This is a genomic window from Ochrobactrum sp. SSR, assembly GCF_030067775.1.
Classification (GTDB): Bacteria; Pseudomonadota; Alphaproteobacteria; order Rhizobiales; family Rhizobiaceae; genus Brucella; species Brucella teleogrylli.
Window position 1 is genome coordinate 153,999 of sequence record NZ_CP125971.1, and the last position, 12,463, is coordinate 166,461.

Genomic DNA, 12,463 nt, shown 5'->3' on the forward strand with positions numbered 1-12,463 from the left:
TCACAGCCCCGCCACGGCAGTTGTGTCACGACCGAGGCAAGTCACTGGCCAGCAGTTTCTGCGGGTCCAGACGAGCGCCGTGATATTTTTCGTAAATGTCGATCAGCTTGCCGTTGTCGAGATTGGTCTTGATCCACGCGTCGATCCATTCCTTGAGCTTCGGCTCGTTCTTGCGGAGTGCAATACCCAGCGGGTAAGCCTTGGCGACAAACTTTTCTTCGAGGTCGAGCTTGGGGTTGGCCTTGATCAATTCCGTCAGAAGCGGGCGGGACGTTGCATAAATTGCAATCTGGCCGCTGGTGACTGCCGCACTCGATGTTGGATCATCCTCAAACCGCACGATCTGCACGCCGGCAACATCCGCCGTCTTTTCCGTCAGATTGGTGTCGTTGACCGTACCGCGCGTGACCGCAACCGATGCATCGGTTAGATCCGCATAGGATTTCACTTTTGCTTCTTTGGGTGCTGCAACGACAATTGCGGTTTCAGCATAGGGAATGCTGAAATCAACAACCTCCAGCCGCTCCTTTGTTATTGAAAGCGTGGACACCGCCAAATCAGCCTTGCCGGAGACAAGAAACGGAATGCGACCCGAGGTTGGAACCGTCAGGAACTCCACATCCACGCCCAGGTCCTTGGCCAACAGCTTCGCTGTTTCGACTTCCGAGCCGGTCGGCTGGAACTGTGCATCGCGCATCGCATAGGGCGGGTTGCCAAGATCAATGGCGACCTGCAGTTTGCCTTTCTGGCGGATCGTATCCAGTTGATCGGCAAAAGAGGTCTGGGGCATCATGGCCGCCATACCGATGCCAAGTCCCATTATTGCCAGAAATCTTCTCTTGTTCAGAATAGTCATATTTCCTCCTCCTGTTGTTGATGATGTCGCTCCTCATCGACACCACATGCTTATGATCGGATTTTCAGTGATGCGCGCCAACGAAGCTGCGCAATTCAGGTGTTTGCGGATTTGCCAAAATTGTCGGCTCGCCCTGTTCGCAAATCTGGCCCTGATGCATGAAGACAATTCTGTCTGCCACGCGCAGGGCAAAATCCATTTCGTGGGTGACGAGCAGCATCGTCATGCCACCCCGCGCCAGATCTTCGATGACCTTCAGCACTTCTCCGGTCAGTTCAGGGTCCAGCGCCGAAGTGACCTCGTCGAACAGCATGACCTTCGGCTTCATCGCGAGTGATCGGGCAATGGCTACACGTTGCTGTTGTCCGCCGGACAATTGCTCGGGATAGGAATCTATCTTTTCCGCCAGTCCAACCTGCCGCAAAACCGTCTCGGCTATTTCGCGCGCGGCGGGTCTTGTCAGTTTCTTGACCCAGCGCAGCGCCAGAGTGATATTTTGTTCAACCGTCAGATGCGGGAAGAGGTTGTAGCTTTGAAAGACAATGCCAACATCCTGTCGGAGCGCGCGCAGATTGATATTGGGATCACTGACACGATGATCGCAAACCCAGATATCCCCGCTGTTGACGGTTTCGAGCCGGTCGACACAGCGAAGCGCTGTGCTTTTGCCGGAACCGCTTCGTCCGATCAGAGCAACAACCTGTCCCTTCTCAATTTCGAGATTGATACCTCTGAGCACCGGCAGCGAGCCATAGCTTTTATGAACGTCAACAAACTTAACGACGGCTGACACTGTACATCCTCTCGAATTTCCGGCTGGCCGCTGAGAGCGGGAAGCAAATGCAAAAGTAGAAGAATGCGATCACGAGATAGGTCGTGAAGGGCTGGAACGTCGAAGCGTTGATTTCCTTGCCAATATAGGTCATCTCGGCCATGCCGATGATCGATGCGAGCGACGTGTTCTTGACGATCTGGACCATGAAGCCGACTGTTGGCGGCGTTGCGATGCGAATAGCCTGGGGCATGATGACGAGGAACAACCCCTGCAATCCAGTCAAGGCCAGACAATCGGATGCTTCCCACTGCGTGCGTGGCACGGATTGCAGACTACCTCGCCAGATGGCGCCAAGGAAGGCGCTCGCGAAGATCGTCATCGCAACGCTGGCCGCAAAAAGTGACGAAACTTCAATGCCGAAGACCGGCAAACCGAAGTAAACGATGAACATCAGGATCAGAACCGGTGTGCCCTGCACCAGAACGGTATAACCATCGACCAGAGCAACCAAAGCCTTGTTCTTTGCTATTCCAGCCAGCGCCACGGCAAAGCCAAGCAGGCCGCCGAATATGAAGGCGATGATCGAAAGCAGAACTGTCCAGACCAAGCCTTGAAGCAGAACTTCGATGTGAATCCAGGAGAAATTCGTAAACATCCCGACCTCCTAAAGATTGGTGCCAAGACGGCGTTTGCGTGGAAACAACGCCAACCCCAGAAGCTTGAACAGTCCCCGCATCAATAGGGAAAGAACGAGATAAATCACCAGAATGACGAGATAGACTTCGAAAGAACGAAAGGTCATCGACTGGATTCTGGACGCAGCTCCGGTCAGCTCTTCAGCCGATATCTGCGATGCAACACTTGTTGCCAGCATCAACAGCACATACTGACTGACGAGAGCGGGATAAACCTTCTCAAGTGCTGGCGGCAGCATAATCCCTGCAAGCATTTGCAGCCGGGACAGTCCCAGTGTGTCAGCAGCTTCCAGCTGGCCGGGGTGAATGGCCTGCAAGCCCGCGCGAATGATCTCGCTGGAGTAAGCGCCAACATTGATGGTCAGGCCGATTAGCGCCGAGGTCTGGGCGGAAAATTTGACGCCCATGGAAGACAGTCCGAAATAGACCAGAAACAGCTGCACGAGCAGAGGTGTATTGCGGATCGCCTCGACATAGATCGCCACGAGAATGCGCAGGAACTTGTATTTGCTGATGCTGGCAACCGCACAGATCGTGCCCAGCACGAAGCCCAGCGCCGTGACAATCAGGGACATTTGGATCGTCGCCAAAGTACCTTTGAGCAGCAGCGGCCAATACTGGCTGAGGAAGCTGAAACTGAACTCGTAGCTCATAGAGACTTCACCAGTTCAGGCGAAGAACCCTGCAAGGCAGAAGTCAGTTTCTGTTCCACGCCCAACCACAGACAGGCAGATGCTCCGCCTGAAACACAGCCGCACGCGATCATACAATCGAAGATTGCAGTGTACAATCCAGTCACAAATATTTCCTCCCAAGCTCGATGTGCTCCACCCTCACAAGGGTCTCCTCGAAGCGACATCTGCTCAATTTTAACTAAGCTAATTCCAACTTATGACATATGTCAAGATTGTGGGTGGATTTCTTTGCTATGGGGATGAAACTTACGTTTTCACCCGAAACTTGTTCCGCTTTTGGTCGAGTAATCGCCGTGTGCGCAATAGGCAGACGGTACAAAAACAAACAAACGGGCAATAACCGGTTGGCTTACTTTGCTAACAACTCATTGAAATATTTTAGTAATGGCGTATCCGCCATCAATCACAACGGCTTCGGACGAAAAAGAATATCGCCCGTTATCCGTTCACTCCCATTTAAGCAAGTGCGGCACTCAAATCATGGGAGAGATCATTGATTTCCCGCAGGTCGAGCTCGGATTCCACATGTTCAAGGTGGTGTGCCATCAGATCGGCGGCCTTTGTGACGTCGCCATGCAGAATCGCTTCTACAATCTCCGCGTGTTCATCAGGCCCGCAGTTGAAGCGGTTGGTATTGCGGTAGACAGCCGTGATGAGAGAGGTGCGCGAAATGAGATCGCGCATCGTTGTGAACAGAAAATCAGACCCCGTCAATTCGGCCAGCAGCAGATGAAAACCACCTGACAGCTTGATAATATCGGTCGTGACATTGTTCTTGTTGGCGACACGTTCTTTCGCAACATGTTCGCGCAAAATCTTGATCTTGTCCTTTGACGGAGAACGCCCAAGGCGCTCGACCACACAACGCTCAACAGTCCGGCGTACGAAGAACACATCCCGCGCTTCTTCCACGGTCGGCTTGCAAACAAAAGCGCCGCGATTGGGAATAATCGTGACAAGCCCTTCCCGTTCAAGCGCGGCAAGCGCCTGACGGATACGCGCACGGCTGACGTGAAAAATCGTCGCCATCTGCTCTTCTTTAAGCTGCACCCCCGGACGCAGACGGCGCTCGGCAATGGATAGCCATACTTTCTCAACAATCTGCTGCGTCGAGACACCTGTCTGATCAGTCATGGTCTTGCTCCCGTTCCGATTCAGGAAGCGTGATGCGACCGAAAAAGTCAACTATTGCAACCGCAAAGCGCCTACAAAATTGTCAACAATACATCGTGATGCTTCTATTTCAGGCACATATTCCGCAGATGGCGTTCGTATTGCCCGTCTTCACACGCGGATAGTCATAGGTGTTCACCTTCGAAGTCGCGTAGCCCGCTCCGACCAAAGCTTCGGCAAGCTTCACCGCCGCCGCAACGCCGTCGATCACCGGAACGCCCGTTGCATCCCGCAACCGGTCGCACAAGGACGTCATGCCCGCGCAGCCGAGAATGATCGCCTCCGCCCGATCTTCGCGTTTGGCGAGTTCGATCTCGTTGATCAAAAGCCGTTCTGCTTCCGCAGGATCATCTTCCAAGCCGAGTACCGGCAAATTGATCGCACGCACTTTTCTGCAATGACGATCTGCGCCGTAATCACTGACCAGATCTTCGATGATCGGAACCGACCGCGGCAAGGTCGTGATAATTGAAAAGCGCCGGCTGATCGTCATAGCCACCTGTACCGCCGCCTGACAAATACCCAGTACCGGACCCTTCGCGATCTCTCGCGCCGCATGCAGGCCGGGATCGTCAAAGCAGGCGATCACATAGGCGTCCACACCTTGCGCTTCACCTTTTCGGATTTCCGCAAGCATGCCCGGCACAGCCAGTGCTTCGTCGGTTCCGCCTTCAATGCTGACAGGCGTGTCGGCAGGATTTGAGGCTGAGACCGTGGTGCTGCTGTGTTTGACGAGCAGAGCACTATCAAGAGCTTGCTCTGTCATAGACGTTGTTGAGTTAGGATTGATCAGATGAATGTGCATGGTAAAAATTCTCGAAGAACCGTCGTTCTGGCCTAGTTTTCCGGCTTCACGAAATCGGCGATGGGCGGTGCCTTCAAAACGAACTGACGATCTGAAGTGATGTAATTGTCGGCGTGAAGCCGGGCAATCGGTTGATAGAATTCGGGATCGACGTAGTGGCCGTCGGCATCCAGACAATTGCGACGAACGTGCATATGCACCACCTCACCCAGGATAAGCGCGCGACGCGGATAATCGATCACACGTTCGACACGGCACTCGAAGGTGCAAGGTGCCTGCTCAGCAAAAGAGACATCGATTTTCTGGCAGGGTGTCGCTGACAGCCCCGCCATCTCAAGCTCATCGACCTCGCTGTCGAAACCCAATCCGCAGATCAGCATCTGTTCCGACAATGCCATGTCGATCATGCTGATTGCGAACTCGCCAGTGCGACGGATATTCGCCAGCGTGTCCTTCTCCTCACCGGAAAGACGTGGTTGAATGCCCAGAACGACAATGGCCGGGTCGTGCGAAAACACGTTGAAGAAACTCATCGGCGCGGCATTGCTATGGCCTGCTGGTGAACGGGTTGTCACAAGTGCTATCGGTCGTGGACCGATGAAATTCGTCAGAAGCCTGTAACGGCTTTGAGGGTCCAACTCTTCAAAATCGAATTCCATCACGTCCCCAGAACCTGATTTATTATCTACAATAATATTTCATATTGTCGACAATTTAACAACCCGCTTTAATCCCGACTGGAGCACTTATCCGCAGATCTCGGCACCTGCTTTAAACGTGCAACAGTAGCCCAATGCGGTGCCTGAACACCCTACCTATATCAGGCAGCTGCTGCGGCCTCTTCCACCAGATGACAGGCGACGCGTGTGCCATTCGACAAAGTCTGCATCTTCGGCGCTTCTTGCGCACAGCGCGCCACCGCAAACGGACACCGCGGATGGAATGTGCAACCCGAAGGCGGTTTCAGCGGGCTTGGAACTTCACCGCTTGCCAGTGTGCGGTTGCGATTGGGAGATTCAATGTTGGGGATCGTCTGCAACAAAAGCTGCGTATAGGGATGACGCGGCTGCGCGAAGAGTTCTTCCGTATTGCCCTCTTCAACAATCCGCCCCAGATACATGACCGCGATGCGATCGGACATGTGGCGAACGACGCTCATATCATGGCTGATGAAGAGGTAGGTCAGGCCCAGCTCATCCTGCAAGCGGCGCATAAGATTGAGCACCTGCGCCTGCACCGAAACGTCCAGCGCCGAAGTCGGCTCGTCGCAAACAAGAAACTCAGGCTCGCTCGCCAAGGCACGCGCAATTGAAATGCGCTGCCGTTGCCCACCGGAAAACTCATGCGGAAACTTTTCGCCGTCGGAGGGTGAAAGCCCGACAGTACGCAGAAGTTCCTCCACGCGCTCGGTGACTTCCGCCGCTGTTTTGCGCAGTTTCAATTCCCGCAATGGTTCAGCGATGATGTTCTTGACGCGCCAACGAGGATTGAGCGAGGCATAAGGGTCCTGAAATATCATCTGCGCCGTCAATGGCGCACCACTTTTGCCGGGCGCAAACCGCATTTGGCCGCTTGTCGCACCATGCAATCCGGTGACCAGTCGGGCCACGGTTGACTTTCCGCATCCACTTTCACCAACGATGCTCAGACAACCACCTGCTGGCACCGTAAAGCTGATATCGTTGACAGCCTGGAGGTACTGACGCGGCTTGCGCTCTATCACTCTGTTGAGCCATGGAGCAGAGACATCAAATGTCTTGACCAGACGCTCGACGGTCAAAGCCGCAGTTTCTTTCGACGAGTTCGTCATACGCTGCCTCCTGCGTTGAGCCAACAAGCGCTAGCGCCAAGGTTGGGGTTTTGACTGATAAGGTTGAGTTCGGGGCGCTCCTCAAGACAGCGTGGCACCGCCACCTTGCAACGCGGATTGAAAGCGCAGCCCTTGGGAATAGCGTCAAGACGCGGCATTGAGCCATCGATCTGATTCAGCTTGTCCACGCGCGCACCAAGCGACGGGATCGAGGCCATCAAGCCCTGTGTATAGGGGTGACGCGGCTTATGCAGAACCTGTTCGACAGGCCCGATCTCAATCAGTCGCCCCGCATACATTACGGCAATGCGATCAGCGGCTTCGGCAATCACGCCCATATCGTGCGTAACGAGCATAACGGCGGTTTGCTTTTCCTTGCAGAGTTTCCGCAGGAGCGAAATGATCTGTGCCTGGATCGATACGTCCAGCGCCGTCGTCGGTTCATCGGCAATGACGAGCTTAGGGGAAGCGGCAAGTGCAAGTGCAATTACCACGCGCTGCCGCATACCGCCCGAGAACTGATGCGGATACTGGTTGACGCGGTCCTCCGGCGAAGGAATGCCAACATCGCGCAACAACTGGATAGCCCGTTCACGCGCCTGAGCTTTGCCAAGACCAAGATGCCGCCGGATCGTTTCGACAAGCTGCGCGCCCACCGTGAACAGCGGATTGAGCGAGGTGAGCGGATCCTGAAAGATCGCGCCGATTTCACGTCCGCGAATTTTCTCCATGGCGCGGTCATCCAGTGTGTCTATCCGGCGCTTGCCAAGCCACACTTCACCGTCGGCGATATGCCCCGGCGCTTCCAGCAGGCCCTGAATGGCCAGACCGGTCATCGACTTGCCAGCACCGGATTCACCCACAACACCAAGGATTTCACCGGGCCGGATCGACAGGCTGACATCTGACAGAGCGGTAACCGTGCCATGACGCCCTGGAAAATCCACGCGCAGATTGCGCACTTCAATGACTGGTTCTTGCATGTCATGCATTGAAGTCACCTTCTATCGGATAGCTGGAAGGGAAGATTTCCGCGACAGGAGGATGGTTCCAGCTGCGCTCGGGATATTTGGCGATAAGTCCGTCGAACTGGGCCTGTGCCTGACGACGAGCTTGTTCCATATCCAACCCCGCAAGCTTTCGATTAATCATGGAAGCGCGGCCATCGACAAAGACCGCACGCGTGATCTTGCCCGAACCGCCTGTGACAATGGTCGTGATGGGGTCAACTGTCGCGGCCATGATGGTATCGTCGAGATCGAAGATCGCTATATCCGCTCTCGCACCCGGTGAGAGGTGACCGAGATCACCGCGTCCGAGTGCTTTTGCGCCACCAATGGTCGCGGCGTCAAAAAGATCGGCTGACCGCAAACGATCCGGCGCACCATCGGCGATGCGGCCAGCGATAAGGCCCGTCAGCAAATTCATGAGCATATCTGGCGGCGTGGTATCTGTGCCCATGGCAATATTGATCCCCCGCTTGCGGCAAGCGGAGAAGGATTTGAGGATCGAACCGCTGCGTGCCGATACCAGCGGACAATGCACAATGGAAACGCCATTGGCCGCATAGAGGCCCAGATCTTCATCCGTTGCGTTCGTCGCGTGAGGTGCAATCATCCGCTCGCTGAGCAGACCATGTTTCGCAAGCCAGACCGGAGCAGTCGAGCCATGCAGCATCCGCACAGTATCGACTTCCATCGTGCCTTGAGCCATATGGAGACGGAACTTGCAGCCAAGATCGCGCGCCGCTGCATCAGTGCGTTGCAACAATCCAAGTGTCGAAGTCTCGACTCGATCCGGGGCTAACATACCGCGCACCAGATCGCCGTGACGCCCATTCTGGCGCTCGATATAGGCAATGGCGTCTTTCAGCCCCTGAAAACCACGCTCTTCGTCGAAAACCGGAATAATCTTTCCCGGTTCTTCCAGAACCATACCGCCGGAACGGTAAGCAGGGCTGAGGTAAACGCGTAGCCCCAGTTCACCAGCCGCCTCGGCAGCAGCATCGAACTCGGCAACTGTTTCGCCCCATTCTCGATAGAATAGAGAGGCGATGGGTGCTGCCGTGGTGATCCCGTTCAACAGGAGTTGGCCGAACGCAAAGCGCTTTTGAAAAGCCAGCTCGTCCTGACTGTACATCTCATAAGGGCCAGCCTCGACATAAGACCGTGGCCAGACGCGACCCTTGGCCCAACCGGGATGGTTGTCTATGCCAAGAATGGTGGTGTCGAGGTCCGACAAGGCATCAAGATCAATGAGACCCGGCGAGATTAGCGCATTGCCGAAATCGATGCGGCGCGCCAGTTCTCCGGTGAAGCCATGTCCAACAAAGACAATCTCGCCGTGTTCAAAAACGACTTCACCATTGCGCAAAAGCGTATGGCCGCCATCCTTGTGCCCAACCACCCAACTGGCAGTAATCAGAGTCCGTCCATCAGGTCGCTGACCGAGGGTTAATGTGTCCATAGCGTTGTTCATCACGGCATCTCCACCACAGCAACGCCGTTGCGTGCAGTGACGCGACCGTTTTTGACCACCAGAGGGCGCGGCGCGATATCCACCACGGCATGGGCCAGTGTTTCACCCGTCAAAAGGGTGAAGTCGGCATTGCAGCCCACATCGAGACCATAGTTTTCAAGACGCATCACATCCGCGCCGCCTTGAGAGACGATGTACAGGAGATGTTCCAGATCATGGTCCGAGCGGACGCCGTTTTTCATGCCAATGATCTTGGCACGGTCTAGCATATCCGGCTGGCCCCAAGGTCCCCAGGTGTCGCGAATGCCATCACAACCACCACCAATGCGCACGCCCGCTTCCTTCAGGCGCTTGATCGACGGCACCGTGGCCGATGGCGCGCCGGTCGTCAGAATTGCGACATCCAGAGCCGCGATCTGTTCGATCAACTGGCCGACGCGCAAATAATCATTCATGCCGAGCGCGAAAGCATGGCTGATCGCCACCTTCCCTCCCATACCGTTGGCGCGAATGCGCTCAAAGATGAGTTCCATCGTGAACGCGCCAAGATCGCCGGTCTCATGCAGATGAATATCAATCGGTACGCCGTGCTTGAGTGCGAGCGCGAACAGAATATCGAGCTGACCCTTTGGGTCGCGATCAATACCGCATGGATCAATACCACCCAGAACTTCACAACCCTGACGCAAGGCCTCATCGAGCAATTCTTCCGTACCAGGCATGACCATCAGACCCGACTGCGGGAATGCAACGATCTCGATATCGATGATGCCTTTCAGCTTCTCGCGTGTTGCCCAGACGCCTTCGACCAATGACAATCCATGAGTGGGGTCGATATCGACATGGCTGCGGATATGCGTTGCGCCATGGGCAGCAAGACCGATGGCATGACGCATCGACTGGCGATGCGGATCAAGGCCGATTTCCAGCCGGTGCTCGCGCTCGAAATCAATACGTTCACGCAGAATCGCGGCACGATTATTGACATGCCAGGGCATGCCCCAGGTCGTCTTGTCGAGATGCGTATGCGCATCAATCAGGCCGGGCGCCATGATTGCATTACCACCATCTTCGATGGCCATGCCCGGCTCTGCCTCGAACCGTCCGAAACCCGCAATCTTCCCATCCTTGATCAAAACATCGCACGTATCGCCAGCCATAGGGCGCACATTGCGGAGCAAAAGATTGTTCATCAATATTACCTCAGTTTCGGATTGAGAGCATCGCGCAGCCAGTCGCCAAGCATATTGACGGCCACGACCAGCAGGCAGAGCTGAATGACGGGGAAGAGCACGATCCACCAGGAACCGGAAAACAGGAACTGGTTGCCGATACGGATCAGTGTCCCGAGAGAAGGCTGGCTCGGCGGCATGCCGATGCCGAGGAAGGACAGCGTGGCTTCGGTAAGAATGGCCATGCCGAAATTAAGCGTGGCCGCCACCATGATTGGGGTCAGCGTGTTCGGCAGGATATGCCGCGCCATAATGCGGCGCGCTGGAACGCCGATCAGACGGGCGGCGGATACATAATCCTTGCCGGTTTCAACGATGGCCTGAGCGCGGACAGTACGGGCATATTGCACCCATGCGGAGAGCGCGATGGCCAGAATGAGAACCGCGGATGCTCCGACCTCGCGCAGGCTGACAGGCAACATCTGTCGCACGACGGTTGAAACCAGAATGGCGACTAGAATGGTCGGGATCGACAGCGTGATATCGCCGATGCGCATCAGTAGATTGTCGATAAAACCGCCGAAATAACCTGAGACCAAACCGGCACTCATGCCGATGATCAAGGAAAGCACAACGGAAGCGATGCCGATAACGATGGAAATGCGCGTGCCATAAAGAATGGCTGACAGCATATCGCGCCCTTGCGTGTCGGTGCCCAGCAGGAAGGGCCATTCGCCGCCGTCTTCCCAGATAGGCGGCAGCTCTGCTTTCCACATATCGAGTGCAGCGCCATCATAGGGGTTTTGCGGTGCAATGAGGGGTGCAAACAATGCCGTCAAGATCAGGATTGCGAGCAGTGCTGCGCTGATCATTGCGGTCTTGCTGTGTGTGAACGACCACCACAAGTCGCTTTTACGAATCCGCTGTACAACCGACGGGCGGGAGATGGTAGTGGTTTGCGTGGTTGGGGTGCTCATCGGCTTTGACTCCACAATCGGTTCCATGGGCAACTCAACGCGCCGTGCGCAGGCGTGGATCAATCACCGCATAGGCAATGTCCACGAAAGTGTTGAGTACAACGAAGATGAAGGAAATGATGCAGAGATAGGCTGCCATGACCGGGATATCGAGGAAGGTAACGGCCTGAATGAACAACATGCCCATGCCCGGCCATTGAAACACGGTTTCGGTGATCAGCGCGAAGGCGATCAGCGAACCGACATTCATCGCTGTCATCGTCACAACCGGCATAAGGCAGTTGCGAAGCGCATGACGGAAATAGATACGCCAGCGCGGAATACCGCGGGCACGGGCGAATTTCACGTAGTCCGAACGTAGCACTTCCAACATTTCTGCGCGAACCAGACGCATGACAAGCGTGACTTGATAAAGCGAGAGCGCAATGGCCGGTAGCAAAATCGCGATACGACCGGAATGCGTCAACAATCCCGTGGACCACCAGCCAAGCTGTACGACATCACCCCGTCCGAATGCCGGGAACCAGCCAAGCGTGACCGAAAAAACCAGAATGAGCAGTATACCGACCACAAAACTTGGCAGCGAAACACCGACAATGGAGAGAAACTGCAATCCCTCCGTATACCATTTGCCACGTTTAATTGCTGTTAGTACGCCAAGGGGAAGGCCAAGCAACAACGAGATCAAGGTGGCCACCAGCACCAGTTCCAGTGTTGCCGGAAACCGCTCGGCGATAAGGCCAAGCACATCCTGACCATTGCGATAGGAAATGCCGAAATTGCCCTGAGCGGCGTTCACCACGAACCGGGTATATTGTGTCATCAGGCCATCGTTAAGCCCCAGACGCTCACGCAGATTATCGCGGTCGGCCTGTGTCATCTGTTCGTTGGCCATCATCTCGACGGGGTCGCCCGCCAGACGAAAGATCAAAAAGGCCAGCAAGGCAACAGCCAGCATGACCATGATGGCATTGGCCAGACGCTTGATGATAAAAACCAGCATGTGAATTCCTTGGGAACAGGACGC

The 12,463-nt window shown here is 55.2% G+C and carries 13 protein-coding genes; all 13 read right to left on the reverse strand.

Translation table 11 applies throughout. The features are described 5' to 3' along the window. Positions 1-25: 25 nt before the first annotated feature. The gene (locus tag QLQ11_RS18170; RefSeq protein WP_283735275.1) at positions 26-856 is read right to left on the reverse strand and encodes a transporter substrate-binding domain-containing protein; all 831 of its coding nucleotides are present in this window, start codon (positions 854-856) and stop codon (positions 26-28) included. Between the two features lie 64 nt (positions 857-920). Then, the gene (locus QLQ11_RS18175; RefSeq protein ID WP_121537844.1) at positions 921-1,649 is read right to left on the reverse strand and encodes an amino acid ABC transporter ATP-binding protein; all 729 of its coding nucleotides are present in this window, start codon (positions 1,647-1,649) and stop codon (positions 921-923) included. Next, positions 1,633-2,286: an amino acid ABC transporter permease gene (locus tag QLQ11_RS18180; RefSeq protein ID WP_121537842.1), complete on the reverse strand. Its 654-nt coding sequence runs from the start codon at positions 2,284-2,286 to the stop codon at positions 1,633-1,635. The genes QLQ11_RS18175 and QLQ11_RS18180 overlap by 17 nt, the downstream gene beginning before the upstream one ends. Before the next feature lie 9 nt (positions 2,287-2,295). Further along, positions 2,296-2,979 carry an amino acid ABC transporter permease gene (locus QLQ11_RS18185; protein ID WP_109366028.1) on the reverse strand — a complete coding sequence of 228 codons (684 nt, stop codon included), beginning with the start codon at positions 2,977-2,979 and terminating at the stop codon, positions 2,296-2,298. Positions 2,980-3,477: 498 nt separating this feature from the next. Continuing rightward, a complete protein-coding gene (locus QLQ11_RS18190) occupies positions 3,478-4,155 on the reverse strand; it encodes a GntR family transcriptional regulator (RefSeq protein ID WP_078337166.1) in 678 nt (225 codons plus the stop codon). 109 nt (positions 4,156-4,264) lie between these two features. Continuing rightward, complete coding sequence (locus QLQ11_RS18195; RefSeq protein ID WP_283735274.1) at positions 4,265-4,999, reverse strand: aspartate/glutamate racemase family protein; 735 nt, start codon at positions 4,997-4,999, stop codon at positions 4,265-4,267. 32 nt (positions 5,000-5,031) lie between these two features. Continuing rightward, positions 5,032-5,658: a flavin reductase family protein gene (locus QLQ11_RS18200; protein WP_121537986.1), complete on the reverse strand. Its 627-nt coding sequence runs from the start codon at positions 5,656-5,658 to the stop codon at positions 5,032-5,034. A gap of 161 nt (positions 5,659-5,819) precedes the next feature. After that, complete coding sequence (locus QLQ11_RS18205) at positions 5,820-6,809, reverse strand: ABC transporter ATP-binding protein (RefSeq protein WP_283735273.1); 990 nt, start codon at positions 6,807-6,809, stop codon at positions 5,820-5,822. After that, positions 6,806-7,801 carry an ABC transporter ATP-binding protein gene (locus QLQ11_RS18210; RefSeq protein ID WP_283735272.1) on the reverse strand — a complete coding sequence of 332 codons (996 nt, stop codon included), beginning with the start codon at positions 7,799-7,801 and terminating at the stop codon, positions 6,806-6,808. Before QLQ11_RS18210 ends, QLQ11_RS18205 begins: the two co-directional genes overlap by 4 nt. Beyond that, positions 7,794-9,287 (reverse strand): amidohydrolase family protein, encoded by a 1,494-nt coding sequence (locus QLQ11_RS18215; protein ID WP_283735271.1) that lies wholly within the window; start codon positions 9,285-9,287, stop codon positions 7,794-7,796. The genes QLQ11_RS18210 and QLQ11_RS18215 overlap by 8 nt, the downstream gene beginning before the upstream one ends. Continuing rightward, positions 9,287-10,480 (reverse strand): amidohydrolase family protein, encoded by a 1,194-nt coding sequence (locus QLQ11_RS18220; protein WP_283735270.1) that lies wholly within the window; start codon positions 10,478-10,480, stop codon positions 9,287-9,289. The genes QLQ11_RS18215 and QLQ11_RS18220 overlap by 1 nt, the downstream gene beginning before the upstream one ends. 5 nt (positions 10,481-10,485) lie before the next feature. Beyond that, positions 10,486-11,436 (reverse strand): ABC transporter permease, encoded by a 951-nt coding sequence (locus tag QLQ11_RS18225; protein ID WP_283735269.1) that lies wholly within the window; start codon positions 11,434-11,436, stop codon positions 10,486-10,488. A 34-nt stretch (positions 11,437-11,470) separates the two neighbouring features. Further along, complete coding sequence (locus tag QLQ11_RS18230; RefSeq protein WP_078337171.1) at positions 11,471-12,439, reverse strand: ABC transporter permease; 969 nt, start codon at positions 12,437-12,439, stop codon at positions 11,471-11,473. Between the last annotated feature and the right edge of the window lie 24 nt (positions 12,440-12,463).